Annotated in this window: 30 protein-coding genes; 16 read left to right on the top strand and 14 right to left on the bottom strand. The window is 64.4% G+C overall.

What is annotated here, in order from left to right:
• From ACYJ11_RS19935 to ACYJ11_RS19890, 10 genes are all read right to left on the bottom strand, one after another.
• On the bottom strand, positions 1-852 hold the full coding sequence (locus ACYJ11_RS19935) for a HEAT repeat domain-containing protein (RefSeq protein ID WP_461649161.1): 852 nt from the start codon (positions 850-852) through the stop codon (positions 1-3).
• Positions 849-1,703 carry a phosphate ABC transporter permease gene (locus ACYJ11_RS19930; protein ID WP_461649160.1) on the bottom strand — a complete coding sequence of 285 codons (855 nt, stop codon included), beginning with the start codon at positions 1,701-1,703 and terminating at the stop codon, positions 849-851. The genes ACYJ11_RS19935 and ACYJ11_RS19930 overlap by 4 nt, the downstream gene beginning before the upstream one ends.
• Positions 1,700-2,380: a molecular chaperone TorD family protein gene (locus ACYJ11_RS19925; protein ID WP_461649159.1), complete on the bottom strand. Its 681-nt coding sequence runs from the start codon at positions 2,378-2,380 to the stop codon at positions 1,700-1,702. Before ACYJ11_RS19925 ends, ACYJ11_RS19930 begins: the two co-directional genes overlap by 4 nt.
• The gene (locus ACYJ11_RS19920; RefSeq protein ID WP_461649158.1) at positions 2,380-3,213 is read right to left on the bottom strand and encodes an ethylbenzene dehydrogenase-related protein; all 834 of its coding nucleotides are present in this window, start codon (positions 3,211-3,213) and stop codon (positions 2,380-2,382) included. The genes ACYJ11_RS19925 and ACYJ11_RS19920 overlap by 1 nt, the downstream gene beginning before the upstream one ends.
• Before the next feature lie 92 nt (positions 3,214-3,305).
• Positions 3,306-4,382, bottom strand: coding sequence for a nitrate reductase subunit beta (gene narH / locus ACYJ11_RS19915; RefSeq protein ID WP_461649157.1), 1,077 nt, complete (start codon positions 4,380-4,382; stop codon positions 3,306-3,308).
• Positions 4,379-7,237 carry a nitrate reductase subunit alpha gene (gene narG, locus ACYJ11_RS19910; RefSeq protein WP_461649156.1) on the bottom strand — a complete coding sequence of 953 codons (2,859 nt, stop codon included), beginning with the start codon at positions 7,235-7,237 and terminating at the stop codon, positions 4,379-4,381. Before narG ends, narH begins: the two co-directional genes overlap by 4 nt.
• The gene (locus ACYJ11_RS19905; protein WP_461649155.1) at positions 7,230-7,412 is read right to left on the bottom strand and encodes a hypothetical protein; all 183 of its coding nucleotides are present in this window, start codon (positions 7,410-7,412) and stop codon (positions 7,230-7,232) included. Before ACYJ11_RS19905 ends, narG begins: the two co-directional genes overlap by 8 nt.
• Entirely contained in the window at positions 7,409-8,803 is a 1,395-nt protein-coding gene (locus ACYJ11_RS19900; protein WP_461649154.1) for a cytochrome b, read from the bottom strand. The genes ACYJ11_RS19905 and ACYJ11_RS19900 overlap by 4 nt, the downstream gene beginning before the upstream one ends.
• On the bottom strand, positions 8,803-9,459 hold the full coding sequence (locus tag ACYJ11_RS19895) for a QcrA and Rieske domain-containing protein (RefSeq protein ID WP_461649153.1): 657 nt from the start codon (positions 9,457-9,459) through the stop codon (positions 8,803-8,805). Before ACYJ11_RS19895 ends, ACYJ11_RS19900 begins: the two co-directional genes overlap by 1 nt.
• Positions 9,456-10,031 carry a hypothetical protein gene (locus ACYJ11_RS19890; RefSeq protein WP_461649152.1) on the bottom strand — a complete coding sequence of 192 codons (576 nt, stop codon included), beginning with the start codon at positions 10,029-10,031 and terminating at the stop codon, positions 9,456-9,458. The genes ACYJ11_RS19895 and ACYJ11_RS19890 overlap by 4 nt, the downstream gene beginning before the upstream one ends.
• A 179-nt stretch (positions 10,032-10,210) precedes the next feature.
• Here ACYJ11_RS19890 and ACYJ11_RS19885 point away from each other — a divergent pair, with 179 nt between their 5' ends.
• The 7 genes from ACYJ11_RS19885 to ACYJ11_RS19855 all read left to right on the top strand — a co-directional run bounded on the left by ACYJ11_RS19885 (position 10,211) and on the right by ACYJ11_RS19855 (position 14,815).
• Positions 10,211-10,870 (top strand): helix-turn-helix domain-containing protein, encoded by a 660-nt coding sequence (locus ACYJ11_RS19885; protein WP_461649151.1) that lies wholly within the window; start codon positions 10,211-10,213, stop codon positions 10,868-10,870.
• Positions 10,871-10,963: 93 nt separating this feature from the next.
• Entirely contained in the window at positions 10,964-11,629 is a 666-nt protein-coding gene (locus ACYJ11_RS19880; protein ID WP_461649183.1) for an HD domain-containing protein, read from the top strand.
• Between the two features lie 55 nt (positions 11,630-11,684).
• Entirely contained in the window at positions 11,685-12,002 is a 318-nt protein-coding gene (locus tag ACYJ11_RS19875) for a DUF5783 family protein (protein ID WP_461649150.1), read from the top strand.
• 138 nt (positions 12,003-12,140) lie between these two features.
• Complete coding sequence (locus tag ACYJ11_RS19870) at positions 12,141-12,653, top strand: TRAM domain-containing protein (RefSeq protein ID WP_461649149.1); 513 nt, start codon at positions 12,141-12,143, stop codon at positions 12,651-12,653.
• 107 nt (positions 12,654-12,760) lie between these two features.
• Positions 12,761-13,396 (top strand): MogA/MoaB family molybdenum cofactor biosynthesis protein, encoded by a 636-nt coding sequence (locus ACYJ11_RS19865; protein WP_461649148.1) that lies wholly within the window; start codon positions 12,761-12,763, stop codon positions 13,394-13,396.
• Positions 13,397-13,440: 44 nt separating this feature from the next.
• Positions 13,441-13,914 carry a cyclic pyranopterin monophosphate synthase MoaC gene (gene moaC / locus ACYJ11_RS19860; protein WP_188980027.1) on the top strand — a complete coding sequence of 158 codons (474 nt, stop codon included), beginning with the start codon at positions 13,441-13,443 and terminating at the stop codon, positions 13,912-13,914.
• Positions 13,915-13,987: 73 nt separating this feature from the next.
• Entirely contained in the window at positions 13,988-14,815 is an 828-nt protein-coding gene (locus ACYJ11_RS19855) for a molybdopterin synthase (RefSeq protein WP_461649147.1), read from the top strand.
• Between the two features lie 27 nt (positions 14,816-14,842).
• On the opposite strand, the gene ACYJ11_RS19850 is transcribed toward ACYJ11_RS19855, so the two are convergent.
• Both ACYJ11_RS19850 and ACYJ11_RS19845 read right to left on the bottom strand, forming a co-directional pair.
• Positions 14,843-15,643 carry an ABC transporter permease gene (locus tag ACYJ11_RS19850; protein ID WP_188850907.1) on the bottom strand — a complete coding sequence of 267 codons (801 nt, stop codon included), beginning with the start codon at positions 15,641-15,643 and terminating at the stop codon, positions 14,843-14,845.
• Positions 15,618-16,499 (bottom strand): extracellular solute-binding protein, encoded by an 882-nt coding sequence (locus ACYJ11_RS19845; protein WP_461649146.1) that lies wholly within the window; start codon positions 16,497-16,499, stop codon positions 15,618-15,620. The genes ACYJ11_RS19850 and ACYJ11_RS19845 overlap by 26 nt, the downstream gene beginning before the upstream one ends.
• Before the next feature lie 118 nt (positions 16,500-16,617).
• Here ACYJ11_RS19845 and thiC point away from each other — a divergent pair, with 118 nt between their 5' ends.
• Positions 16,618-18,060: a phosphomethylpyrimidine synthase ThiC gene (gene thiC / locus ACYJ11_RS19840; RefSeq protein WP_461649145.1), complete on the top strand. Its 1,443-nt coding sequence runs from the start codon at positions 16,618-16,620 to the stop codon at positions 18,058-18,060.
• A gap of 297 nt (positions 18,061-18,357) precedes the next feature.
• Entirely contained in the window at positions 18,358-19,182 is an 825-nt protein-coding gene (locus ACYJ11_RS19835) for a hypothetical protein (protein ID WP_461649144.1), read from the top strand.
• Between the two features lie 19 nt (positions 19,183-19,201).
• Here ACYJ11_RS19835 and ACYJ11_RS19830 read toward each other — a convergent pair whose 3' ends face one another.
• Positions 19,202-19,768, bottom strand: a complete 567-nt coding sequence (locus ACYJ11_RS19830) for an NUDIX hydrolase (protein WP_461649143.1) — start codon at positions 19,766-19,768, stop codon at positions 19,202-19,204.
• 640 nt (positions 19,769-20,408) lie between these two features.
• Here ACYJ11_RS19830 and ACYJ11_RS19825 point away from each other — a divergent pair.
• The 7 genes from ACYJ11_RS19825 (at position 20,409) to ACYJ11_RS19795 (ending at position 24,484) form a co-directional block, all read left to right on the top strand.
• The gene (locus ACYJ11_RS19825; protein ID WP_004515500.1) at positions 20,409-20,594 is read left to right on the top strand and encodes a hypothetical protein; all 186 of its coding nucleotides are present in this window, start codon (positions 20,409-20,411) and stop codon (positions 20,592-20,594) included.
• Between the two features lie 7 nt (positions 20,595-20,601).
• Positions 20,602-21,027, top strand: coding sequence for an RNA-binding protein (locus tag ACYJ11_RS19820; RefSeq protein WP_005534034.1), 426 nt, complete (start codon positions 20,602-20,604; stop codon positions 21,025-21,027).
• The gene (locus tag ACYJ11_RS19815) at positions 21,027-21,734 is read left to right on the top strand and encodes an RNase P subunit p30 family protein (protein WP_461649142.1); all 708 of its coding nucleotides are present in this window, start codon (positions 21,027-21,029) and stop codon (positions 21,732-21,734) included. The genes ACYJ11_RS19820 and ACYJ11_RS19815 overlap by 1 nt, the downstream gene beginning before the upstream one ends.
• A gap of 145 nt (positions 21,735-21,879) precedes the next feature.
• Entirely contained in the window at positions 21,880-22,302 is a 423-nt protein-coding gene (locus tag ACYJ11_RS19810; RefSeq protein WP_170096326.1) for a DUF2391 domain-containing protein, read from the top strand.
• A 100-nt stretch (positions 22,303-22,402) separates the two neighbouring features.
• A complete protein-coding gene (locus ACYJ11_RS19805) occupies positions 22,403-22,888 on the top strand; it encodes an Rpp14/Pop5 family protein (protein WP_461649141.1) in 486 nt (161 codons plus the stop codon).
• Between the two features lie 2 nt (positions 22,889-22,890).
• A complete protein-coding gene (gene psmA, locus ACYJ11_RS19800; RefSeq protein WP_461649140.1) occupies positions 22,891-23,667 on the top strand; it encodes an archaeal proteasome endopeptidase complex subunit alpha in 777 nt (258 codons plus the stop codon).
• A gap of 88 nt (positions 23,668-23,755) precedes the next feature.
• A complete protein-coding gene (locus ACYJ11_RS19795) occupies positions 23,756-24,484 on the top strand; it encodes a ribosome assembly factor SBDS (protein ID WP_005534040.1) in 729 nt (242 codons plus the stop codon).
• A gap of 15 nt (positions 24,485-24,499) precedes the next feature.
• On the opposite strand, the gene ACYJ11_RS19790 is transcribed toward ACYJ11_RS19795, so the two are convergent.
• Complete coding sequence (locus tag ACYJ11_RS19790) at positions 24,500-24,847, bottom strand: FUN14 domain-containing protein (protein WP_188980043.1); 348 nt, start codon at positions 24,845-24,847, stop codon at positions 24,500-24,502.
• Between the last annotated feature and the right edge of the window lie 102 nt (positions 24,848-24,949).

Genomic DNA, 24,949 nt, shown 5'->3' with positions numbered 1-24,949 from the left:
TCAGAGGTCGGGCATCCGATTGAGTCTGTCTTCGCCGGGCAGCAGTCGGGCGTCGTTCTCCAGCGCGCCGCCGAACTGCCGTCGGAACCGTCCGGGGTCCACGTCGAGCGACCGTTCGGCGGTCTGTCGGACCACGGTGGCCGGGTCGTCGGTGAGTTCGTGCAGTCGCTCGCGGGCGCGGTCCTCGTCGACGCCGCCGAGCATGTGGGCGGCCCACTCGCGTACCCGCTCGCTGTCGTCGCGGCTCTGTTCTAACAGCAGGTCGGCCATTTCCTCACCGCGAAGCTTGAACAGCGAGATGGCCGCATTGCGCCGGACCGCGTGGTGGTCGTCGTCGATGGCGGCCGCGATATCGTCCTCGTGGGCCTCGCGGTCGACGTTGTCGAGCGTGACGACGGCTTCGGCCCGGACCCACGGGTCGGGGTCGTCGAGCAATTCCACCGCCACCGCCGCGGCCCGCTCTCCGCCGTGGGCCGTAAGTGCCTCGACGGCGAACTGGCGCACGTCGCTGTCGTCGTCGGTCGTCGCGGCGCGGGCCAGCGCCGCCACGATTTTGTCCGTCGTCCCGCGGTCCTTGAGTTCGAGAGCGGCGCGTCGGCGGTCGGTCTTCTCGCCGTGTTCGATGTCCGAGAGCAGCGACGCCACCGCGTCGTCCTCGACGGGTTCCGTGTCGCTGGCGGCCAGTTCCTCCGGCGTGGCCTCGCCGATTGTCACGTCCTCGCGGGATACCTCGATGTCTTCCAGCGCTTCGATGTCGGTGTGTAGGCCCGGGCTGCGCTCGGGGTCCAGTTGCGGGTCCGGGTCCTCTTCGAGGTGTTTCTCGAACTCGTCACCGTCGTGACACCCCGTCATTGTGCTCCCTCCTGTGCGGTGAGGACGGCGATGCCGAGCGCGAACGGGAGCGCACGAGGGAGCGAGCCCGGGACGCCCGCAAATGCGACCAGCGCGATGCCGGCGAGCAGCGGCCACCGCCGCGTTCGGCTGGCCGCGCTGGCCGTCGTCACCGCACCGGCAGCGGCCAGTGCGATGACCGGCAGACTCGTTCCGACGACGCCGGTTCCCGTGAGCGTGACCGCGCCCGTAACGAACGGGACGGCGCGACCGACGCTCAGAACGACGGCGAAGGCGGCGAGGCCGCCGATTACTGCGCCCCAGTCTGCCGCTGACAGCGAGGCCCAGTTCGTCGCGGCGAACGCCGGCGTTGACGCGATGCCGAGTAGCGCCACGGTGGAGGCCACCGATCGGAGGCCCGTCCAGCCGCCGACGCCGCTCGCTAGTCCGATGCTCAGCGCCGCGACGAGCAGGGCGGCCGTGGCGGTAGAGGTGAGGTCTAGCCGTCGGCCCGCGACGGCGGCGACGGTCGCCGTCCCGAGGACGATTGCGACAGCCGCCGGCAGCGCCGCGGCGCTACTGACCATCGACAGTAGACCGAACACGCCGACGAACAGTAGGCCGATGCCGGTGTGCGGGTCGGCGTCGGTGACGGCCACGGCGATCGCCGCGGCGGCGACGACGACCGTTGACACTCCTGTCGCCAGGCCGGGCGAAATCGGGACGCCGCCGTACCCCGGTGCGTTGACGAACAGGACGGCGAAGTACCGGGCGGCGACCGCGACGGCCGCAGCGCCGACCGCGAGGTCCGCGACCGAATGGTTTCCGCCGTGTAGCAGCGGTCTGACCCGTCGCTGTAGCGCCGCCGTCATCGCTCGCCCTCCAACTGTTCCGCGAGGTCGTTGCGGTCGGCCCGGACGAACGCCTCCAGTAGCTCGCCGAAGCCGCCGTAGATGTCGGTCCCTGGCTCGTCGGCCAGTCGGTCCGCGACGCCGGCCGCTGCGTGGCCGAGGTGCCGGTCGTGGAAGTCCAGCCGAGCGATCGCGGCGTCCTCGCCGACGGCGGCTTCACGGCGGGCCAGATAGCCCGCGAACTCCAGCTCGTAGGTCAGCGCGTCGTGGTTGTCCCGCTCGTTCTGGTCGATTTCCAGGCCGTAGTGACTGTAGGCACGCGACAGGTCGAGGTTCACGTCGTTCCAGGAATGGTCCGGCCGGTACTTGGACTCGTACAGCGGGACCGGCGGCCCCTCCGCTTCGAGCGAGCCGTCGGTCCGGTCCGTGTATTCGCTGTAGCCGAGTTCGAAGATGTCGTTGTAGCGGGCCGCGAGCGTCTCGTAGTCGTCCTCGGTGGTAAGCGATGGAACAGTCACGTCGAGGCCTGACCGGTCGAGACACGCTCTCAAATCGGCTTCCAGCGTCCCGTCGGCCGCCGCGCTGTGGAACGATTCCTTGGGGTACTCGAACGCTTTGGCGAGCGTCGCGTACACTGCACCGCGAGCAGCGGCGTCCTCGTCGATGTCGTCCATCGGGTCAGTTGGCGTGGTCGCCATTACTCGGCCCCCCGCGTGCGGTAGATGCCGAAGCTGGTGACGCCGACGACAGCGACGATGGCGATGCCGGCGAGGGTCCACAGTAGCGTCTCGTAGGGCGGACCTTGCGGGCCGCCGCTGAACGGGTAGTAATGCCACTCGCTGACTGCCTTCTGCCCGGACCGCTCGCCGTTGGAGCCGTTCCAGACGGCGAAGGCCACGTCGAGGTCGCCGTCGGTCCGCAGATCGGTCCGGTTCTCGCTCGGCGCGTCAAGCTGTCGCGAGTAGACTACCGTCCAGGTGGCGTTCCCACCCGTACCGCTGTGACTCGCGTTCGCCTGCACGGTCGGGTTCTGGAACGGCGTGGTCGAGCCAGCGCCGCCGGCCAGCAGTTCCTGCGTCCCGGTCGACCCGCTCCAGTACCAGACGTTGACGCGGTTGTCGGGGCCGCCCATCGCTATCGGCGGCCGAGAACTCGTGTTGACCGGGAACTGGACCGCGACCGCATCGGCGAACTGCCGGGGGGTGCTGGCGTTCGTGTCCCGGGTCGCGTCCTGCCACTCCAGGCGGACGTACAGCCGCTGGTCAGTGCGCGCCGCCTGCACGTCGACCGTCTCGACGGACGTGTCGTCAGCGTTCGGAACGCTACTCGGAGCGCTCGAAAGCGGCACGTCTGAGGCCGGGACCTCCTCCCAGCCGTCGGCGTCTGGCTCGGCGAGGTCAGCCGTCGATACCTCCGAAACCGGAATCTCGTGTGCTGGCCGGGCGCTCACCATCGGTGCAGCCACCGTCGAAACGACAATGAGCGCCGAAAGCACCGCTGTGAGTGTGAGTGTGCGTCGGTGGTCAGCCATCGTTGCCCACCCCCTGAGCACGCTCCGGCGCGGCCAACTGGGGCCGCTCGCGGGCATCGCCCGCTCGCGTTTCCGAGCCGCGTAGCGGCTCGCTACTCATCGTCGAACACCTCCAGCCGGTACTGTTTGGCCGGGTTCTTGTCCTGAAGCAGTTCCATTAGTTCGCTGTCACCACCCTGTCGAACGCGCTGCCGGTGGGCGTCGATAGTGTCCAGCGCTTCGTCGACGCCGTCGCCGAACAGTTCCCGGAGGTACTGCCGCGGGATACGGTCGATGTCGACAGTCTCTCCGTCCTCCGTGTGCTGGCCGGGGGCGAAGGGTGGGATGTAGTAGACGTTGGGTTGGGTGCGGAACTCCGGATGGAGCGGGAGGGCTACCTCGTACTCGTTGACGAGTTTGTGGATCGGGCCCTCCTCGTCGTCGAGGAAGCCGACCAATCGGAGCTGTGGCGGGCACTCCTCGGCACAGGCCGGGGCGAACGTCTCGCCCTCAGGACCCTCCCCTTCGATGCGGGGGTAACAGAAGATGCACTTCTCTGATTTCTTTGAGACGGTGTTGTAGTACACCTTCTTGTAGGGACACCCCTCGACGCAGTAGCGGTAGCCCCGGCAGCGGTCCTGATCGACGAGGACGATGCCGTCCTCCTGACGCTTGTACAACGCCGAGCGCGGGCAGGCCTCGACACAGGAGGGGTGGGTGCAGTGGTTGCAGATGCGCGGCAGGTAGAAGTAGTAGCTGTTGGGGTACTCGCCGGCCCCCTGGTCCTCGTCCCAGTTCGGCCCCCACTCCGCGCCGTCGCGGGGCCGCAGCGGCTCGTCGCTGCCCTCGTACATGATCTCCTCGTGGTTGAACTCCCAGGCGCGGCCGTAGTCCTCCTCGTCTGGAATCTCGCCGGGCGAGCGGTCCGAATGCTCGCTCGATTCCCAGCCGCCGCCGGAGTCCTCCCAGCCACGGGGGTAGCCCTCGCCGGGCTTGGTCTCGACGTTGTTCCAGTACATGTACTCGCTGCCGCCGTCCTCCGTCCAGAGGTTCTTGCAGGCGATCGTACACGTCTGGCAGCCGATGCACTTGTTCAGGTCCATTACCATCGCGACCTGGTGGTCGACGCCGTCGGCGACGTTGACCAGCGTGTCTTCCTCTCCCTGTTCGTCCTGTTGGTCGGTACTCATTCGGTGTCACCTCCGCTCGGTCGGACATCGACACGCACGTCGCTGTTGACCCCGGTGGGCCCCCAGTAGTTCGGGAAGAAGTGCAGGTGTTCCCCGGTGTCTTCCGGGTACTGGACCAGCTGGGTCGGCTTCATGTACATCGGGACGAGCGTGTTGAAGTTGTCCCGGTCGGGGTACTGGAACTTCTCCCAGGAGAAGAAGTGCCGGACGGTCCCCGGTTCGCTGGAGGGGTAGATCTTCGCCTGCACCTCGACGCTCCCGAGGTCGTTGTACACCTCCACGGTGTCGCCGTCCTCGATCCCCCGCTCCTCGGCGTCCTCGGGGTTGATGTACACCACGGGTTCACCGCGCTGGAGCCTGAGCATCTTGGTGTCGTCGCGCCACGTCGAGTGGATGGACCAGCGGCCGTGGGGCGTGTTGTACGACAGCGGGTAGTCCCCGCCGGTGTTCTCGGGTCCCTCCTTGTGGGTCGGGAGTTCCTCGCCGAGTTCAAGGTACCAGTCGTGGTCGATGTAGTACTGCTGGCGGCCGGTGAAGGTCGGCCAGGGGTTCTTGTCGTGGACGTAGTCCTGCCACGGGACGTACGCCTCGCCGTCTTTGATGTCGGAACTCCAGTGGTCGCCAGCTTCGAGGAACCGCTGTGGTTGCTCGTCGATGTCGTCGAAGGTTATCTGCTCGTCGCTGTCCTCGGGGTTGGTCTCCTCGGAGTGTTCGAGGATGAACTCCGCCGCGGCTTTGTCTTCGACGAGCCCTTCTTCTTCACCGGTCTCCCAGTCACGGACGTAGTCGTCGTGTATCGTCGTCAGGTCGATGGTCCGGTCGAACTTCCGGTCCTCGATGGGCTCGACACCGCGTTCCCGGGCGCGCTCCTGTATCTTCTCGGCGATCAGGCGGAATATCTCCCAGTCGGTCTTGGCCTCTCCGAGGGGTTCGACCGCGGGCGTGAACGGATGCACGTAGGTGTGCATGTCCGTCTCTGAGAGGTCGTACTTCTCGTAATGACTGGCGGCCGGCAGGACGATGTCGGAGTACATCGCCGTCGAGTCCATCCGGAAGTTGATGTCGACGACGAGGTCGAGCTTGGGCCAGAGCTGCTCTTCGACGGCGACGTTGCCCTTCGCCTGGTTGAAGTAGTTCCCCCGCCAGACGAACATCGTCGAGGGGTCCGGCCGGTTCCCGTCGTCCCGTTCCTCGGGGTAGACCGGCATCCACCCCTTGTCGATGGACTCTCGTATCTTCTCTGCCGTGTCCGGGTCCGTGTTGTCGAGGATACCCGCGTGGAAGTACGTCCACAGCGTCGTCGGGACGCCGCGGACGTTTCCAGTCGGGAACGAGAGCACCTTCCAACCGTGGAACGACCAGATTTTCTCCTGTCCAACGTAGTGGTCCAGCCCGGTACCGGGGTCGCCCAGATTCCCCGTTAGCGTCACGAGCAACTGGATTGCACGGTTGCCCAGATCGTTGTGGTACCAGTCGTTGACGCCCTTACCGTGAATGATTTTGGCGGCGTCGGCCTCGGCGAACTCACGTGCGACTCGCTGGTAGGTGTTCTCGCCGACGCCGGTTTCCTCGTGGACGACTTCGGGCGTGTACTGGCTGAGTTCGTCGGTGAGGTTCTCCCAGACCGAGCGGACCGCGATACTACCCTCGTCGGTGTCGACGCTCCGCTCGACCGATAACTGCGGGTCGAAGTCGAGTTCGATGCTCTTCGAGTGGTCGTGCTGGCCGTCCCGTTCGCCCAGCGAACCGGGCGCACGGCGGAGGTTCCCGTCGGCGTCGACCATGACGAACACCTTCTCGGGGTCGTCGGCGTCCTCAGCGAGACCAACCTCGCTAGCCCGGAGGAATTTCCCGGTGTCCTCCCGGACGAGCAGCGGCATGTCGGTCTGCTCTTTGAGATGTTCCTCGTCGTGCAGCCCCTCGTCGACGATGGTCCGGGCCATGCCAAGTGCGAGCGCGGTGTCGCTTCCGCCGTGTGGCGAGAGCCACTCGTCGGTGTGGATGGCCGTCTGGGAGTAGTCGGTGAAGATACCGACCCGCTTTGCGCCCTCGTAGCCGGCGTCGAGGAAGTACTTCGCGTCGGGGATGCGCGTGACGTTGATGTTCGACCCCCAGGCGATGATGTAATCGGCGTTGTGCCAGTCGGCGGACTCGGCGTTGTCCGTCTGGGTGCCCCACGTAATCGGTTGGCCCGGCGGCAGGTCCGAGTACCAGTCGTAGAAGCTGTGTGAGACGCCGCCGAGCAGATTGACGAGCCGGGAGCCGGAGGCGAACGAAACCGGACTCATCGCCGGAATCGGCGTGAATCCCGAGATCGCGTCGTACCGACCCGCCTGCACCTCGTCGATGACGTGGTCGGCGATCTCGGTGAGCGCCTCGTCCCAGCTAATCCGCTCCCACTGGCCCTCGCCGCGTTCGCCCGTGCGACGGAGCGGATGGAGCACGCGCTGGTCTGCGTTGACGTAGTCCGTGTAACAGGCCCCCTTCTGGCAGCCCCGCGGGTTCGGGTCCGGGAGGCTCTCGTCGAACGTCGGGTAGTCGCCGGCCTGTTCCTCACGCCAGACCTGCCCGTCCTTGACGTAGACGTTCCACGAACAGGAGCCGGTGCAGTTGACGCTGTGGGTCGAGCGGGCGACGGAGTCCCAGTCCCACTCGTCGCGGTACAGGTCCTCCCAGTCCCGATACGGATACGACCCGATGGGGTCGTCGACCGCTTCGAGGCCGTCCATGCCGTCGTCGGCGAAGGACAGCCCCGTCGCACCCAGTAGCGACGCGGCACCGAGACCGCGCACGAAGTCGCGGCGACTGATTCCCGCACTGTTCGTTTCGTCGTCGGTCAGGTCGTTTCTACTCATTGGTGATGAACACTGTCGCAGTCGCGCAGGCAGTGCCGGCCACGGCCAGCGCGATGCCGGCGAGCGTGCCGCCGCCGACTTCGAGGCCGGCGGCGACCAGCACGAGGCCGACCAGCTTGCTCGTCGTATCCAGCAGGCGATACTGTTTCTCAGTCAGTTGGACGCTTGCAGTCATCCGTCTCCCTCCGGTTCGGTGCTGTCCGGTTCGTCCCCGACGGAGCCGCCGTCCGCGGCCACGTCGCCCTCCTGTGACGGCGTGGGCTCGCCGTCGCGCAACAGCAGGTACGTGATGCCGCCGAAGATGGGTGGGACGATGAGCAACGCGGCTGTTAGGATGGGGTTGACCACGTTCGTCGTCGTTCCAAGCACTTGGTCCGCGAGGATGTTGTTCATCCCCGCAATTGAGGCGATCATAATGAACGCAACGGCGGCCACGCCCACACCGGTCTGCCAGGCCCGGTCCAGCGGGTCCGCGGTGAAATGTGTCGGCTCCGTCCGGTCGATAAACGGCCAGGCGGCGACGGCGGCAAACACCAGCCCCGGGAGGACGATGCCGCCGACGAACTCCCCGTTGATGTGGGCCGGGCCGATGCTGAAGCTGATCTGTGGCAGGAGCTTCAGGAAGCCGTACACCCACATCAGGAACCAGTCCGGCATGATGAGTTCCGGCGTGGCCGCGGGGTCGTTCGGCCCGTACTCGGCGACGTTGTGGACCGGCAGCAGGCCAGCAAGCGCCGATAGCGTCGCCGCCGTGACGAAGAACACCACCGCGGAGACGGCGGCCTGGTTCGGGAACGCGGGCAGGCCGATGATGATGTCGTCGTCGTCCTCGTCGACGGACTGGCGGCCGGCCGTCACGTCGCCGTCCCGCGGGGCCTCGGTGTGTTTCTGTCTGATGAGGATGGCCATGTGGACGGCCAGGCCCACGGCGATGGCCGCCGGTATCACGAGGATGTGCAGGAAGTACAGCCGCGGGATGGTGGCGCTTGAGGGGAACTCACCCCCGAACACCACTTGGCCGAGGAAATCACCTAACAGGGGGATGGATATCGTGAGGTTGTAGCCGATGCCTGTCGCTGTGGCAGCAAACTCGTCGAACGGTAAGGCGTACCCGGTGTACGCCGCGCCCATCGAGAGGGCCGCCAGGCCGGTGCCGACGATCCAGTTGGGCTCCCGCGGATTGCGGTATGCACCGGTGAAAAACACCCGTAACATGTGCAACCCTATCGAGGCGACAAAGAGGTGGGCCGCCCAGTGGTGGAGCCGGCGAATGAACATCCCGAAGGGCACGTCGTAGGTGATGTGCAACACCGAGACGAACGCTTCGGGCATCTCCTCGCCCTGGAACTTCTGGACGCTGCCGTCGTACTCTACGTCGGAGGTCGAGGGTTCGAAGAAGAACCCGAGGAAGATCCCCGACAGGATCAGGAGGAGGAAACAGAACAGCGCCACCTCGCCCAGCAGGAACGAGTCCTCGGCCGGGAACGCCTTGCCGAGGAACTTCTGGCCGTTCTCAAGATCGAGGCGCGTGTCGAACCAGTCGTAGACGGCTTTGGCGCGGGACATCACTCACCCCCCGGGCCGATTGGCCCCTCGAAGTCGCCGGTGGCGACGAGGAATCCGTCGCTGGTCATCGTAATCGGAAGCTGTGGGAGCGGTCGCCCCGGCGGGCCGCCGCTGACCGCCGCCCCCTCCAGCACGTTGAATTTCCCGAAGTGGCAGGGACAGACGACCAGATCCTCCTCCCGATCCGAGACCATACAGCCGGCGTGGGTACACACCTTCGAGAAGGCGGCGTAGCCGTTGACTGTGAACCCCTCCGAGACGTCGCCGCCGTAGTCAGACTCGGCGTAGCGCACCAGTAACGTCGGTGCGTCCTCAATGCCGGGACGAGGCTCCGGGAACACAGTCATGTGTTCGCCTTCGGAGAGCCGGCCCTCGGTGATACGCTCGCCTTCGCCGTCGACGAGGTGGATGCCGTCGGAGTACACAGGTCCCTTGTAGCCTCGCTCGAACACCTGCGTGGTGCTGGCGAGGGGCGCGGTGAGGCTGGCGACGGCAGTCAGGCCGCCGACGGTCGCGAGGAACTTCGCGAAGTCACGCCGGCGGAGTTCCGCACGGGCGTCCCCGTACAGCGTTGGAGATGTCCCGGTGGCCCCGTCACACGAGCAGTCGTCGCCCTGTTCCTCGTCGTCGTCGTCGGGTTTCGGATACTCTATCATTCGTGCCCCCTGAGTTCGGCGACTTCGACGTGTGGCATGAACCAGGCGTAGTACGCGACCGTCAAGAGCGCGAGCGAGAGGAACATCCCGGTCGCGTACAGCCCGAAGTACTGGGTGCGGGCGAGCGTGAGGTACTCGCCGGTGAACAGCGCCGCGAAGACGATAGAGAGGACCGTCAGTCCGCTCATGGCGACGAGTCCCTCTATGGCGTCCGAGGCGTCGTGGTACTCGACGACCCAGCGGTGCTCCGTGTTGAGCCACGGCAGCGAGACGGTCCCGCCGTCAGTGACCGGTTCGGCCTCGTCAGGCGGTCGGACCGCCCTGTTCATGAACTGGTGGGCGGCCGTCAGCACGCCAACCAGACCGAATAGGGCGACCCAGACGACGACACCGACCTGGCTCGGTGACAGTTTGTTCGGCGTCTCTACTGGGCTTTCGAGCGGCCGGATGTCGCTGACGCTCTCGTCGATAGCGATTTCCTCCGACGGTGGCTCGCCGTGCAGTGCGACGTACCACATCGGCAGCAACACCGCTGTTATCAACAGACCGATGAGTATCGTGTTGCGTCTCATAATCTTGTGTCATCTCGGTTCGCCAGCGATTCGAACGGCTATCTGCGTCGCTGTGTTCGGGGTTTGTTCCAGCACCCCGATGAACTGCCAGCCCGACATCTTAGGCCCATTATATGGCGGTTTTTTATACGAACATGTTCGCATGGACTTTCTTATGCCAGCCAGAGCATTTCCCAAATATGTCGGGCCGAATGCTTGCCGAGGTCGAAGTGTTCGGTCCTCGGTCGTGTCAGGTGCAACCGCACGCTGATGAGGAGTGGTCAGTGTCGTCAGTCTCGCGGAGCGCAACGAGTGGTGGTGCCGACCGCGTTGTCGAAGAATTCACACTCAAAGGCGGCGACGAGCCGCCGGCAGCGGTACAGAGCGTGAGTTCGAACGCAGACCATGTATTCGCCTACGACCAACGACACGTTTTCCAGCTGTCCCGAGCGGCCAGGCAGGGCTGCGTGTGTGAACGTATCGAAGCAGCCGGCTGCGTCGTTCAGGAGTTCTCGGCAGACACCGAATCCATCGTTGTCACATTTCTCGTCGACGACGTTCCAACCCTGCGCGAGATTGTCGACGACCTCCAGTCGGAAGGCGAGACCGTCAAACTCCGGCGGCTACTGGAAGACGCGTCCACGGAGACGGACCGACCGGTCGTGCTCGACCGCGCGAAACTGACCGGCCGCCAGCGCGAGGTGCTGACCCGGGCTCACGAGATGGGCTATTTCGAACATCCGCGCGATGCGACCGCCGGTGACGTGGCCGACGCGCTGGATATCTCCACTTCGACGTTTACTGAGCACCTCGCTGCGGCCCAGCGGAAACTCCTCGACGACCTGCTTGACTCCCGCTGATGCGGACTATTGCGCGACGCATTCATGTGTCAGCGAAGCTAGTACATTTCACAGCAGTTATTCCAGCCGGCACGTGAGATGCCCCTGCCGCCAATGACACAGGAACTGGGTCCCCTTGCTCGAACGTTGTCGCTGCCGTACTACGAAGACGCCCTTCCAGCACACGACAAGTATCACGCCAAGCGGGTCCGGGACATCGCGCTTCGGCTCGCGAACGACTGCGACGGCTCGGTCGACCGAGATATCCTCGCCGCGTCGGCGTGGCTCCACGACATTGGCCGGCCTCGGGAGCGGGCCGGTGAGGTCGAGGACCACGACGAATGGGCCACGGTGGAAGCCGCGCAGCTACTCGCGGCTGAGGGTGTGGAACCCGACCGAATTAGCCGTATCAAACACTGTATCCGGGCACACAGCATCCGCGCCACTTCTCCGGAGCCGAAAACGCTAGAAGCGAAACTCCTCTTCGATGCGGACAAACTAGACGCTGCCGGGGCGCGCGGCCTCGTCCGACTGGCCTGTATTGTCGGCGAACGGTCCGGACGGACCGGCGAGAAGTATGCCGTCATCGATGACACGTCAGCGGCCGACCTCGAAACGTCGGATTCTCCGGATATCGGACTTCTTCAGGGCTGGGCTCAGGAACGCTTAGATACGCTGTACACCCAGCCGGGCCGGCGTCTCGGCCGGACGCGTCAAGAATTCATGGATGAGTTTTTCACGCAATTCGCCGGTGAAGTCGGGGTTACGGGGGAGTGGTAAGCGGCGTCCACGGTGTCTCAGAACCCTTTACCCTCGCCCCGACGACGCTGCATCCATGACCGAGTTCGACGCCGAGAAGTTCGACGAAAAATACGTCCACTACTTCGAGGAGCTCGAAACGGCATACTCGAACGCGTATCAAGAGTTACACGGGCAGTACGACTCCGAGGTCCTTCGCGGTATCGATCGGCAGATTCTCAGCGAGAGCGAGCCGGTGTACGAGGGCGACGGGACGTTCAGCGTCCGGCTGCCTGACGACACTGCGGCGCGAGCGCAGTCTTTGCCGGGCGACGAAGAGACGTTCGACACAGTGCTGTCGGCGTTTACCGACGCTATCGAACGCGAACTCAGTCGGCTGTTCGAATTCGAGTAATCGCCGCACGCTGCCCGACGGCTCGCCCGATAGCAGGCGTGCACAGCCTGTTTGCCACTCTTCTAGCAGCGTTCGGCCCGGCGGATCGAAAACACCAGAATCAATGCAGTTCCGGTACTAGCCCAACCAATTATACTAATGGCGACCGATTCAGATCTTCACTGTCTCTTTACTGCACCCGTCGAGGAGCACCAGGACTCGTACGTGATCGAGATTCCGAAACAGGAGGTCGAACTGGGAACGCTGGCCCCCGAGACGCTGTACCGGATCGCACTGTTCCAGTCAGCGGCTGAGGCTCCTACGCCCCAGTCACAGTCCGGTTCCCAATCCGATCCGCAGTCCAGTTCCCACTCAAAGGCAGAGTCCCAGTCCAGTTCCCAATCCGGGCCACAGTCCGATTCGCGGTCCGGCGAGCCGAGCCGGGAACCGGAGTTCGGACCGTCGTCCCCGCCCGTTGCTGAGGGTGAGACGCGCGTGGTCGAAATCGAAAACATCGGCGACAAGGGCGACGGCGTCGCGCGTATCGACGGCGGGTACGTCGTCATCGTCTCCGACGCAGATGTCGGGGAGCGTCTCCGCGTCGAGATGGATCAGGTCCGCGAGAACGTGGCCTTCGCGGAGATCGTCGAGCGTCTCCCCTACTACGAGTAAGCCACCGGCTCTCTCGGCTGGTTCCTACTTTTGCACTCTGTCCGAGTCGGCCCGACCGTCGGCCACCCAGCCGAGGGTATATTTTTCCGCCGACTGTCATCCCCAGTATGGGACACGATCACGACGAAACGACCGGTCACGACGAGTCGGATCACGGCCACGCGGAGCATGAGCACGGAGAGCACGGCCACGGCCACGCGGAGCATGAACACGACAGTGACCACGACCACAGTCACGGGGAACACACCCACGACGACCATCACGCCCACGACGCCGAAGGGGTCGAAATAGGAGTTCTCACCGTTTCGTCCTCGCGAACGCTGGACGACGACCCGGCAGGCGACATCATCGCCGAGGCCTGCGAGGACGCGGGCCACGAAATCGCCGAACGACGCCTCGTCGCGGACGAGATGGATGCTATCGAGGACGCCGTCGCTGCCCTGCTGGATGACGGTGTCGACGTGGTTCTGACGACTGGCGGGACCGGCCTCACGCCCGACGACGTGACTGTCGACGCTATCGAACCGCTGTTCGACCGACCGGTTCCCGGCTTCGGCGAACTGTTCCGCTGGCTCTCCTACGAAGAAGTCGGGCCGATGGCGATGGCCTCGCGCGCGACGGCAGGCGTCGTCGACGACCGTCTGGTATTCTGTCTCCCCGGCAGCGAGAACGCCGCCCGAACGGGCGCGGAGAAACTCGTCGCGCCAGCCGTGGGCCACCTGCTGGGGCTCGTCCGCCGGTAGCACGGACCCGCACGGTTTTGGGCCGGCATCGGCTACAGGGAGGCATGTCCGAAGATTTCACGCACGTCGACGAGGACGGCGACGCACAGATGGTCGATGTGGGCGACAAGGCCGAGAGCCAGCGCCGCGCGGTCGCGCGCGGACAGATTCGGCTCACCGAGTCCACGCTGGCCGCCATCGACGCCGACGAGGTTGAGAAAGGCGACGTGCTGGCGACGGCCCGCATCGGCGCGATTCAGGCGGTGAAACACACCTGGGAGACGGTGCCGATGTGCCACCAGATTCCCATCACGAACGTCGACGTCGAGTTCAATGTCGACGACGATACCGTTGAAATCACGGTCGCCGTCGAGACGGTCGGCAAGACCGGTTGCGAGATGGAAGCGCTGGAGGGTGTGACGACCGGCCTCAACGTCGTCTGGGACATGGTGAAGGCCAACGAGAAAGACGACAACGGCGAGTACCCCACGACGGCAATCCAGAACGTCCGCGTCGTGGAGAAAACTGTCGACCGCTGAGACGGCGCGACTGACTATAGCCGGGCCGCTGCTATGAAAAAGGTCTATCTACGTCGCCCTGCTACTGGCGTGCATGCAAGTCCTCGGTATCGTCGGCCACTCCGAGTCGGGGAAGACTACGCTGGTCGAGCGGTTGACACAGCGGCTCTCCGGGACCGGGCGTGTCGCGACGGTGAAACACTGCACACATCCGCCGGACGTCGACACCGACGGGAAAGATACGGCTCGCCATCGCGACGCCGGGGCGGCCGAGACCGTCGCGCTCACTGACGACGGCGAGTGGTACGCGACGGGTGAATCCCGAACGCTCGATGAGACGCTGGACGCGCTTGCGCCCGATTACGACTACGCACTTGTCGAGGGGTATTCGGACGCGACCATCCCGAAAGTCGTCCTCGGCGACCGCGAGGTCGCTGACCCGGTCGTGCATCGCGCGCCCCACGGCGCAGACGCTGACCTTGATGACATCGTCACTGCGATGGAGGAGCGAGACCCGTACATCACGCTGGAAACACTCGTCGCCGACGTAAAGCGGGACCCGGACGAGGTCTACTCCGGCGCAATAGCGACGTTCACCGGGCGAGTCCGCGCACAGGAGGGTCCCGAGGACCCACCGACGGAACTGCTGGAGTTCGAGCGCTACGACGAAGTCGCCGCCGAGAAGATGGCCACGCTCCGGCGGGACCTCGAAGCACGGGATGGCGTCCACGCGGTCCGACTGCACCACAAGACTGGCGTGGTCGACGCTGGCGAGGATATCGTCTTCGTCGTCATCCTGGCCGGCCACCGGGGCGAGGCGTTCCGTGCTGTCGAAGACGGCATCAACCGTCTAAAGGAGGAGGTGCCGCTGTTCAAGAAGGAAGTCACCGTCGACGAGGAGTTCTGGGCACACGAGCGGTGAGTTGGCGGCGCTGTTTTCACGCACCGGCTATCGCCACGGCGTCGCCCGCAGGGCGTGGACTATCAGCAGCGTCCCGAGCGCGACGCCGAGCAGGACCACCGCCACGGGCAGCGCTGCGTCCAGCCCGTCCGAGATGAACGAGGCCCAAATCTGGACCGGCAGCGTCCGCGGGTAGTACGCCAGCATCATCGTCGCGCCGAACTCGCCCATCGCGCGGGCGAAGGTCAGCACGAGGCCGGCGAGCAGGCCGGGCTTTGCGAGCGGAACCGTCACCGAGCGCATCGTCCCGACCCAGTCGCGCCCGAGCGACCGCGAAGCCTCTTCGAGGTGGTCGTCGATGCCGTCAAAGGCGGCCTTGGCGGTGACGACGAAGAACGGCGACGCGACGAAGGTCTGGGCGGCGACGACCCCCAGCAGCGACCGCGTCAGCGCCAGATCGGTGAGACCGCCCAGCCCGTTCGGGCCGACGACGGTCAACAGCAACATCCCGCTGACGACCGGTGGGAGGACGAGCGGCAGGACGACGGCCCCCATCGCAGCGGTCGCCAGCGCGCCGTTGTTCTTGGACAGCCAGTAGGCCAGCGGCAGGCCGAACACGATAGCGATGGTGGTACTGCCGAGTGCGGCGACGAGGGACGTGATCGCGGCGTTGATGACGTACGTCTCGGTCAGACTCGTCAGTAGCGCTGTCGGGGAGTACGTGAGTACGAGTACCATCACCGGGACGACGAAATACAGGAGCAGCACCGCTCCCAGGACGGGAACGAGTTCGCGCACGCCGACCGTGTGGCCGGTCTGAGTCTCACTGCGTGACAGTACTCGGGACATCTCCCACTAGTCGAGGATACGCCTGGCGGACGGTAAATCCGTGTGGTGCGAGCCAGTCGCCGGACAGGACTGCCTCGAAGGCTGTACGCGTCGCTTCTTGTTCGTCACGGCGGACGGCCCCGTACTCGATTGGGTTGCCGGCGATTGCCGTGCCGTTTGGCAGTTCGTAGCTGGTGGTCTGATACTGCTCCGCGTATGTGGGGTCACCGAGGTGTATCTCCGGTGGGAATTCCCGGAACGGGTAGTCTCGCTCGACCGCCATACTCCGGTAGACGAACGCAGCGTTGACGGCTCCCGTCTCGAACTGCGCGAGCAGTTGCGTCTCCGGATAGGTCTGCTCCGGCGAGAGAACCGCAGCAGCCAGGCCGGGTTCGTCGTAGTAGTCGGCTGCGAGGGCCAGCACGAACAGCGTCCGGTAGCCAAGCGGGTCGAGCGTCGGATCGGTGCGACCCAGTGAGACGCTGTCCCCCCGGAGCGGGGCGTACCACGGGTCCGCGTCCGCGACGCGTGCCCCGCCGTCTGTCTCTGGGTTGTACGCCAGCACCATCTCGTTACTGGCAACCACAGCGTGCCAGGGAGTGTTCATGACCCGGTCGAACAGGGTCGGGTCCGCCAGCGCGACGATAGCCGGGTCGCGCTTCCCGTCGGCGACCAATCGCGCGGCCTGAACAGAGCCGCGGGCTTCGACAGCGATCTCAGCGTCTGTTTGCGCTTGCAGCGTCTCACTGGCCGCTTTCTGCAAACTCCCCGCGACCAGTACGTCCACCCGCTCCTGACCGAATGCCCCACAGCCTGCAGTTGCGGCGATACCACTCCCCAGCGCTGTGAGTACTGCACGGCGGGTCCGGCGGGCCATTGTTCGTCTATTTCACGTTCGCGTACATCGGTGTTGGGGTCAATCCCAGTATTGACAGGGTCTCTTTACCGCGACCGATCACCCCAAATTTATAACCGAGTAGTATTACCTAGTGATTATGACGCAGCTAGCAGCGGCCCGGAACGGGACCGTCACCGAGGAGATGGAGCGAATCGCAGAGCGCGAAGGTGTCGAACCGGTGTTCGTCCGGCAGCAAGTCGCCGACGGACAGGCGGTGATTCCCGCAAACGTCGGTCACGACTCACTGGACCCGATGATCATCGGCCGGGAGTTTGCGACGAAGGTCAACGCAAACATCGGCAACAGCGAGGAGACGAGCGATATCGAGGGCGAACTGGAGAAGCTCCACACTGCTGTCCACTACGGTGCGGACACGGTGATGGATCTCTCGACTGGGAGTAACCTCGACGAGATACGGTCGGCCAACGTCGAGCATTCGCCGGTCCCAATCGGGACGGTCCCCATCTACGAGGCGGTCAAGCGCGCTGGTGACGCGAGCGAGATTACCCACGAGCTGCTGCTCGACGTCATCGAGAAACAGGCGAAGCAGGGCGTCGACTACATGACCATTCACGCCGGCGTCCGGATGGAACACCTGCCGCTGACCGACGGCCGAAAAACGGGTATCGTCTCCCGTGGCGGATCGATCCTTGCCCAGTGGATCGAGGAGAACGGGATGGAGAACCCGCTGTACACGAAATTCGAGGACATCTGCGAGATATTCCGTGAGTACGACGTGACCTTCAGCCTCGGCGACGGCCTTCGACCAGGCTGTCTCGCCGACGCCGGCGACGACGCGCAGTTCGCAGAACTGGATACGCTCGGCGAACTCACGCGGACCGCCTGGGACCACGACGTACAGGTGATGGTCGAGGGGCCGGGTCACGTTCCAATGGACCAAGTCGCCGAGCAGGTCGAGCGCCAGCAGGAGGTCTGTGGCGGCGCGCCGTTCTACGTGCTTGGGCCGCTCGTGACCGACGTTGCACCGGGCTACGACCACATTACGAGCGCTATCGGTGCGACAGAGGCAGGCCGTGCTGGTGCGGCGATGCTCTGCTACGTGACTCCCAAAGAGCACCTCGGTCTCCCGGAGAAATCCGACGTGCGGGACGGACTTGCGGCCTATCGCATCGCTGCCCACGCCGCTGACGTGGCAAACGGCCGGGAGGGGGCACGGGACTGGGACGACGCCCTCTCGGAAGCCCGGTACGCCTTCGACTGGCGCGAGCAGTTCGACCTGGCGCTGGACCCCGACCGGGCCCGCGAGTACCACGACCAGACGCTCCCCGGTGACAACTACAAAGAGGCGCGCTTTTGCTCGATGTGTGGCGTGGAGTTCTGTTCGATGCGTATCGACCAGGACGCGCGGGAAGCCGGCGAGATGGAGACAATCGAGGCTGACGCTGACGACCGGACTGCCCTCGAAGACTCGTCAGCGGCGGAGGTAAACCGGCCACCCGTCGGAACCCACGACGAGGCCGATATTCCCGGCCCTGACGCCGATACCGCCTCTGATACAGGCGGGCGTGCTGACGATTAGCACGGCGGTAGTTCTTTATAATCGGTGTTCGTTTATTGAAACGATGTCAAAGAAAGTCATCGCCCTCGTCGCGGTCATGGCGCTTGCCCTCGTGTACGTCGTCAAGCGGTAAGGCTGCGCGAATCGGCTGTATCGCCCTCTGAATCTACTGTCGGCCGCCCTGCCCACTGGTCCTCTTCGGCGTCGTATGGGGTGGGGTACCCCGATGGCCGGCAGTATTCTCTTGGCTTCTGCACTGTCAGCGAGAGCGCCGTCGCTTTCCGAACCCTTACCCGGCGAACCGCCGTACCAGCGTGCATGTACGGCGTCGTCACCCGTAACGAGGAGGAGACGGAGTGGTCCGAGTTCGATCGGGCGTTCTACGAGGTCAAGGACGTGACCGGCCGCGCTGTCGAACCGATTGCCGGCGCGGTGAACATGGTGTCCTGTTTCGGCGACAACGCAGTCGAGAGCGAGGAGGACCTGCTCGCGTTCGACGACGAGGGAACGCCGGCGACCCGGAACCAGCCGTACTTCGACTGGACGTACGTCTGCCCGACCCACGACCGCTACCGCGAGGGCCTGCTCGACATCATCGAAGAGGCGGCAGCTGTCAACGAGGACGTCCGCCTCGACGACGTGGGTTTCCCCCGGGACGAGTACTGCCACTGTGACCGCTGCGAGCAGCGCTTCGCCGACAGCGAGTTCGAGGACTGGTCAGCCTGGCGCAGTAACGTCATCACGGAGTTCGTCGCCGAGGCCCGCGAGCGCGTACCCGGTGACATGTACCTCACGCTGTATCCGGACCCTTACCCCGGCCACCTCGAAGCCCGGTCCGGCGTCGCCATCGACGCCATCGCCGAGTACGTCGACGAGTTCGTCGTCCCCATCTACGACATGGCGTACTCAACGACCTACTGGCTTGAGATTCTCGCGAAAGGCTGGCAGGACCGACTCTCGACACCCTTCAGCATCGAACTGTATGCCGTCGACGTGGACGTCGACGATCTTTCGAAGGCTGTCGAAGTGGCCGATGAGTACGCCGAGACCGTGCTGTTCGGCTACGACGCCAGTAACGCCCGCGCGACCATCCGGCGGATGAACGCCGACGCTCGCGAGGGCCAGTCGTTCGGGCCGGAATAACGCACTCAATATCGGTGGATTACGCGCCGCCGAACCGCTGTCCGCGCCACTCTAAAATCTCCTCGCGGTCGCGCGTGTCGGCCGGCAGTTCGTCGAACCACCGGGCCTCACTGATTTCATCATCCGGGTCGTCGACGGCGATATCGACCGTCTCCGCCCGGGCCTCGTACACCGGCAGCACGCCCCAGGCCATATTGCCGTCGCAGTAGAACTCGATCCGTCCGAGCATTCCCAGTCCTTCGATAGTCGCCTCGATGCCGCTCTCCTCTCCTAATTCCCGTAGCGCGGCTTCCTGAAGGGATTCACCTTCGTCGATCTCACCGCCGGGTAGAACCCACATATCGACCCCCTCATGACGGACGAGCAGGAGTTCACCGGTAGATCGGTAGGCGAGCGTGTGCGCTCCGTACGGTGCCCCGTGATTCTGGGCCACGGTGGCTACGTCCCGGAATCGATTCCGCGGGACGTTGCGGTGGCGCGTGAATTCGACAAAACCCGTGTAGCGATTCCGGAGGTCGTGATACGTCTGCTCGGCGGTTTGACAGGCTCCGTCGGAGAGGAACCACAGGTCGTCGACGCTCGTCATCTGTGTCCTAGCTGTGTCTGACACCTCGACGAAACAACCGTCTCGATGGGGGAAAGCGGTGGGCTGATCATGTCGATTGTTAGTTTAGAGAGTCCCATAACAGTTGCTGTGACAGATCGGCTGTCGTGACGGATCTCATGGGTTTCGCCACCGAATCCGTTGTGCTGCTGACGCTGGCGGGGCAGTTGCAGACGCGGATACACGTCTGTCCTGGCCCATTTGTAGCGAAACACGGGAAGGGCCCGAACAAGGACAGCCACGCTCCCGTGTAGCAGGAACTCTTTGGCTGTTGTGACGACCTGACGGTTCGTCCTATTCACTCGATCTGTACGACTTCGCGTTCCGTGGGTGACGGAACGCACGTGGATGTGGAAGCCCCCGATACTTAATTCTATTTGTCTAACTAAATATTTAGACTAATCTAATACACGTCGTACCTTCCGTAACGGAAGCGATAGAGAACAATCGGAGCGGTCGTCTCTGGTCAGCACACTGCCCGGTCTACTCTGATCGAGGTTTATATCCGTCCCGAATGGTCCAGACAGGATGTGTCACAGGTGCACGTTCTGACCGCTCCCGCGGTTGGGCTGAGCAAACCTGAATCAGTCCCTTTTTGACGAGCCACCGAGTACCGCACGGTATGGCATTTGAAGAGGACGACAGCGTTATTCTCCACGACGAGCACAGCGACTACGACGGCGAGGAAGGCACCATCACGCAGGTCGTCGAAACGATGTTCGGCGACGCCAACTACACGGTTTCCTTCGAGGACGGACAGGAGCAGGGCGTCCCCGAGGACAACCTCGAAGCCGCCGAGGACGAGTAGGGCCTCGATGTCGTCGGTTCCGTTCCACTACGTCGACCTCCGGACCTTCTGCTACGCGACAGAGGACGACAAGCGCGTCGAGGGAGCGCTCCGGACGTTTCTCCCGGAGGACTACCCTATCGAGCGCGCACAGAGCGAAGGGCACTACGGCGACCGCATCGTTGTCCTCTCGGCTCGCGTCGAGAACGCCGACGACATCCGGCACGTTCTCACACAGGTCGCATCAGCGCCGGATATCGACGCGGTGCGTGCGGAACTGGACGACCGGGTCGACGACAACTGCTCGTTTTTCCTCACCTTCGACAAACAGGCCGCGTTCGGCGGCGATGTCGAACGCGGCGACGGCATCACGCTCCGGGCGAAAGTCGAGGCCTACCCCGCGAAGCGGGAGAAGGCCGTCGAGAACGCCCGCGAACTCCTAGAGGAGTTGTGATGTACGAGGCCGTCTACGCTCACCCTGACGGCGGCAGCACCGTCGCCCGGCACGCGCTGACGGCCGCCGACTCGGACTACAACGGCATCGTCGTCAGGAACCACGGCGACGAGCCGGCCGAATACGACGCTGACGCTATCAGCGACGCGTACGACATCGACGTTGCCGCCGGCGTCGAGGTCCGGGCCGACGACCCGTCGCGGGCGAGCGGCTTTGTCGGGAACTACCGAAGTGAGCGGACAGTCGTCGTCGTCCACGGCGGCGACCGCCGCATCAATCGGTTCGCGGTCGAGCAACCGACCGTCGACGTACTCGCCCACCCGATGCGCGAGGACGGCGATTTCAACCACGTGCTAGCGAACGCGGCGGCCGACAACGGCGTCCGCGTCGAGTTCGACTTCGGCCCGGTGCTCCGATCCTCCGGCGGCAGTCGCGTCCGGGCCATCAAGGAACTCCGGAAGCTCCGGGAACTCGTCGAAGACGCCGGCGCACCGTTCGTCGTCTCGGCGTCGCCGAGCACCCATCTCCAGATTCGGGCACCGCGAGATATCATCGCAGTCGGTGAGACCATCGGTTTCGACGCCGACACCGTCCGCGAGGGCCTGACAGAGTGGGGCCGCGTCGTGGAGCGCAACCGCGAGCGCCAGAGCGATGCCGTCATCGAACCCGGCGTCCGACTCGAACGCGATGCGGATGACATCGAGTAACCGGCGCTGATACCACTCTCACTGGATGGTATCGGTTCTGTGCAGGGATGTAGCGAGTACCGCTCGCTTCCGCTTTTTGCCACGGTACGTCAGCCGACTGACTTGACCCGAATGCGTTTGCATCCGACCGGAGTACACGAGACGTATGAAAGAACGGCAAAAGCACAAACTCGCGGACACGGCCCAACAGATCGTCGGCGGATTCCTGTTGTCCGGCCCGTTCGTCGTGACCCAAGAGGTGTGGGCGCTCGCGCTGAACATGACCGTCTTCCACAACGTATTCCTCGTCTGTATTGTCGCCGCCATCGGATACGGCGGGCTGTACGGCGCTGACAACGACCGTGACCCCAGACGCGAAGCCGCGGTCGCCGGCGTCCCGGTCCGGTTCATCTCTGTCCTGCTTGTCGCGTTCGGCTCCGTCGGAACGCTTGCAATCGCGGTCACCGCTCCCGACCAGTTCCTTGGTGAGCTTCCTCTGGCCGACCAGATGGTCGTTACGTTCCGCGCCATCAGCGTCGGGGCTGTGTTCAGCGTCGTCGGCGCGGTGACGACCGACAGCCTGTTCTGACGCGACGCCGGACCGACTCGCTTCTTGGGGTACTGTGCTGTGTGATCGAGGCCGACTCTCACACCGCACTGCTCATTGTCCTCCGCGCCAACGCTGGCGTATGAAACACCTCCCGAAACACCTCCGGCCGCGGTGGCGATACCTCGCCGTCGGCATCGAGACGTGGCCGACAGCGTCGCTTGACCGCCGGGCGTTCCAGCGCGAGGTGTGGTACGCCGCCCAGAACCTGCTTGGCGACACCGGTAGCGCCGAGACAGACATGACTGTCCTCCAGTTCCACGACTACGACGGTACGGCCGAGGCTATCGTCCGGACCAGACGCGGCCAGATGGACCCGGCGCGGGCCGCATTGACCTGTCTGGACAGCGTCGATGACGACGAGGTTCGGGTCCGTGTCCGGGGGATTAGCGGCACCGTGCGTGCCTGTGAAGAAAAGTATATACGCGGGCCGCCGGAATCCACTGAACAGAGACACGTCGTGTTCGAGAACGCAGATCGGAGCGCTACTGTTCGGCCTCCGCGCTACGATGTCGAAACGGCCTCCGGCGGTGCGTTCGTCGGCGCGACAGCACTCGATTTCCGATAACTATGCAGGGACAAAACCAACAGCAGGCCTACGACCGCGGGATCACTATTTTCTCGCCGGACGGACGCCTCTACCAGGTCGAGTACGCCCGCGAAGCGGTCAAACGCGGCACAGCAAGCATCGGCGTCAGAACGAGCGACGGCGTCGTTCTCGCCGTGGACAAGCGCATCCGGTCGCCGCTGATGGAGCGCTCCTCGGTTGAGAAGATCCACAAGGCCGACGATCACATCGGCATTGCCTCGGCCGGCCACGTCGCCGACGCCCGACAGCTCATCGACTTCGCCCGCCGACAGGCGCAGGTGAACCAGCTCCGCTACGGCGAGCCGGTCGGCGTCGAGACCCTCACCAAGGAAATCACCGACTACATCCAGCAGTACACGCAGGTCGGCGGCGCGCGCCCGTTCGGTGTCGCGCTCATCATCGGCGGTATCGTCAACGGCGAGCCGCGCCTGTTCGAGACCGACCCCTCCGGGACGCCCTACGAGTGGAAGGCCCTCGCTGTCGGGGCCGACCGCGGCGACATCCGGGATTACCTCGAAGAACACTACGACGAGGGGATGGACATCGACGAGGGCGTCGACCTCGCGCTGGCCGCCCTCGCGTCGGTCAACGACGACGAACTCTCCCCAGAAGGCATCGGCGTCGCCACAGTCGACGTCGAAACGGAGACGTTCGGCCAGCTGACCGACGAGGAGAAGGAGACCCACCTTGCGGAGGCCGACCTCCTCGACACCGGCGACGACGAGGACGACGAAGCCGAAGACGCCACCGAAGAGTAACCCTTCCGACAGCCCTCGCGGGCGACTGGACTTTTTACCGTCCGACCACGCAGTAAGGCCTTTAACTGGCCCACTGCTACCGACGGGTATGATATCGCTTGACGAGGCGGTGACGGCGCGCCTCGAATCCCACGGCCAGCGGTTCGAGGTACTGGTGGATCCAGACGCTGCACTAGCGATAAAACGTGATGACTTCGACGGCGAGCTCGAGGACGTTATCGCCGCGGAGGACGTGTTCGAGGACGCCTCGCGAGGGGATCGACCGCCCGAGAACATGCTCGAAGAGGTGTTTGACACCACCGATCCGATGGCCATCATTCCCGAGGTCATCAAGCGGGGGGAGATTCAGATCACGGCCGACCAGCGCCGCGAGATGCAGGAACAAAAACACAAACAGCTCATCCAGCGGATCACGCGCAACGCGGTCAACCCGCAGATGGACGACGCGCCACACCCGCCAGAGCGCATCGAATCCGCCCTCGAAGAAACGGATTTCCGGGTCGACCCGATGGAGCCCGTCGAAGCACAGGTCGACGACGCCCTCGATGCGCTCCGGCCGGTCATCCCGATCCGGTTCGACGAGGTCACCGTCGCTGTGCAGGTCCCTGCGGACTACGCCGGAAGCGCACAGGCGCAGATCAGACAGTTCGGCGACCTCGAACGCGAAGAGTGGCAGTCCGATGGCTCGTGGGTTGGCGTCATGACGTTCCCGGCCGGCCTGCAGAACGACTTCTACGACGTGGTGAACGAACACACGAGCGGCGAGGCGGAAACCCAGATAATCAAAGACGAAGACGACATCAGTACGCGCGGCTGACGCCGCGGCGTCGCGTTACCCCTTCTTGAATCCGACGAGAAAGCCGGCGGTGAAACCGGCACTGACCGGCAGGGCCGAAAGTAGTGACGTGATCCAGGACGGCGGTTGCGTCGCCGCCGTATCTCCGGCGGTGCCGGTCGCGTTCTGTGCGGCTCCGCCAATTGCGTCCCAGTTTACTTCGAGAATACCGCGCGTCTCGAGGAACTTGAACAGTGCCAGCTCGATGCCGATGATGACGGCGATGAGCTTTGCGATCTTCTTTGCGGCGAACCCGATGATTCCGCCAATAAGGCCACCGCCACCGAATTCGAGGCCCATCTGCTGGAGACCCAATCCATCTAGTTGGAGTACGAACTCACCCATACCGCGTACCTGACTTCCCGTTTTTAAATCCTTTGTGCTCCTTCTGACGCTTTCCCTGTTCCACTCGATTATGTACGAGATTATAGTTTAGCTACTGCCCGG

Source organism: Haloarcula sp. H-GB5 (genome assembly GCF_054850705.1).
This window is presented reverse-complemented; position numbering and strand designations above follow the sequence as displayed.

Excerpts from the sequence above, each read along its gene's own strand:
- ACYJ11_RS19935 (WP_461649161.1), bottom strand. The coding sequence starts at position 852 with ATGACGGGGTGTCACGACGGTGACGAGTTCGAGAAACACCTCGAAGAG.
- ACYJ11_RS19930 (WP_461649160.1), bottom strand. The coding sequence starts at position 1,703 with ATGACGGCGGCGCTACAGCGACGGGTCAGACCGCTGCTACACGGCGGA.
- ACYJ11_RS19925 (WP_461649159.1), bottom strand. The coding sequence starts at position 2,380 with ATGGCGACCACGCCAACTGACCCGATGGACGACATCGACGAGGACGCC.
- ACYJ11_RS19920 (WP_461649158.1), bottom strand. The coding sequence starts at position 3,213 with ATGGCTGACCACCGACGCACACTCACACTCACAGCGGTGCTTTCGGCG.
- narH (WP_461649157.1), bottom strand. The coding sequence starts at position 4,382 with ATGAGTACCGACCAACAGGACGAACAGGGAGAGGAAGACACGCTGGTC.
- narG (WP_461649156.1), bottom strand. The coding sequence starts at position 7,237 with ATGAGTAGAAACGACCTGACCGACGACGAAACGAACAGTGCGGGAATC.
- ACYJ11_RS19905 (WP_461649155.1), bottom strand. The coding sequence starts at position 7,412 with ATGACTGCAAGCGTCCAACTGACTGAGAAACAGTATCGCCTGCTGGAT.
- ACYJ11_RS19900 (WP_461649154.1), bottom strand. The coding sequence starts at position 8,803 with ATGTCCCGCGCCAAAGCCGTCTACGACTGGTTCGACACGCGCCTCGAT.
- ACYJ11_RS19895 (WP_461649153.1), bottom strand. The coding sequence starts at position 9,459 with ATGATAGAGTATCCGAAACCCGACGACGACGACGAGGAACAGGGCGAC.
- ACYJ11_RS19890 (WP_461649152.1), bottom strand. The coding sequence starts at position 10,031 with ATGAGACGCAACACGATACTCATCGGTCTGTTGATAACAGCGGTGTTG.
- ACYJ11_RS19885 (WP_461649151.1), top strand. The coding sequence starts at position 10,211 with ATGTCGGGCCGAATGCTTGCCGAGGTCGAAGTGTTCGGTCCTCGGTCG.
- ACYJ11_RS19880 (WP_461649183.1), top strand. The coding sequence starts at position 10,964 with ATGACACAGGAACTGGGTCCCCTTGCTCGAACGTTGTCGCTGCCGTAC.
- ACYJ11_RS19875 (WP_461649150.1), top strand. The coding sequence starts at position 11,685 with ATGACCGAGTTCGACGCCGAGAAGTTCGACGAAAAATACGTCCACTAC.
- ACYJ11_RS19870 (WP_461649149.1), top strand. The coding sequence starts at position 12,141 with ATGGCGACCGATTCAGATCTTCACTGTCTCTTTACTGCACCCGTCGAG.
- ACYJ11_RS19865 (WP_461649148.1), top strand. The coding sequence starts at position 12,761 with ATGGGACACGATCACGACGAAACGACCGGTCACGACGAGTCGGATCAC.
- moaC (WP_188980027.1), top strand. The coding sequence starts at position 13,441 with ATGTCCGAAGATTTCACGCACGTCGACGAGGACGGCGACGCACAGATG.
- ACYJ11_RS19855 (WP_461649147.1), top strand. The coding sequence starts at position 13,988 with ATGCAAGTCCTCGGTATCGTCGGCCACTCCGAGTCGGGGAAGACTACG.
- ACYJ11_RS19850 (WP_188850907.1), bottom strand. The coding sequence starts at position 15,643 with ATGTCCCGAGTACTGTCACGCAGTGAGACTCAGACCGGCCACACGGTC.
- ACYJ11_RS19845 (WP_461649146.1), bottom strand. The coding sequence starts at position 16,499 with ATGGCCCGCCGGACCCGCCGTGCAGTACTCACAGCGCTGGGGAGTGGT.
- thiC (WP_461649145.1), top strand. The coding sequence starts at position 16,618 with ATGACGCAGCTAGCAGCGGCCCGGAACGGGACCGTCACCGAGGAGATG.
- ACYJ11_RS19835 (WP_461649144.1), top strand. The coding sequence starts at position 18,358 with ATGTACGGCGTCGTCACCCGTAACGAGGAGGAGACGGAGTGGTCCGAG.
- ACYJ11_RS19830 (WP_461649143.1), bottom strand. The coding sequence starts at position 19,768 with ATGACGAGCGTCGACGACCTGTGGTTCCTCTCCGACGGAGCCTGTCAA.
- ACYJ11_RS19825 (WP_004515500.1), top strand. The coding sequence starts at position 20,409 with ATGGCATTTGAAGAGGACGACAGCGTTATTCTCCACGACGAGCACAGC.
- ACYJ11_RS19820 (WP_005534034.1), top strand. The coding sequence starts at position 20,602 with ATGTCGTCGGTTCCGTTCCACTACGTCGACCTCCGGACCTTCTGCTAC.
- ACYJ11_RS19815 (WP_461649142.1), top strand. The coding sequence starts at position 21,027 with ATGTACGAGGCCGTCTACGCTCACCCTGACGGCGGCAGCACCGTCGCC.
- ACYJ11_RS19810 (WP_170096326.1), top strand. The coding sequence starts at position 21,880 with ATGAAAGAACGGCAAAAGCACAAACTCGCGGACACGGCCCAACAGATC.
- ACYJ11_RS19805 (WP_461649141.1), top strand. The coding sequence starts at position 22,403 with ATGAAACACCTCCCGAAACACCTCCGGCCGCGGTGGCGATACCTCGCC.
- psmA (WP_461649140.1), top strand. The coding sequence starts at position 22,891 with ATGCAGGGACAAAACCAACAGCAGGCCTACGACCGCGGGATCACTATT.
- ACYJ11_RS19795 (WP_005534040.1), top strand. The coding sequence starts at position 23,756 with ATGATATCGCTTGACGAGGCGGTGACGGCGCGCCTCGAATCCCACGGC.
- ACYJ11_RS19790 (WP_188980043.1), bottom strand. The coding sequence starts at position 24,847 with ATGGGTGAGTTCGTACTCCAACTAGATGGATTGGGTCTCCAGCAGATG.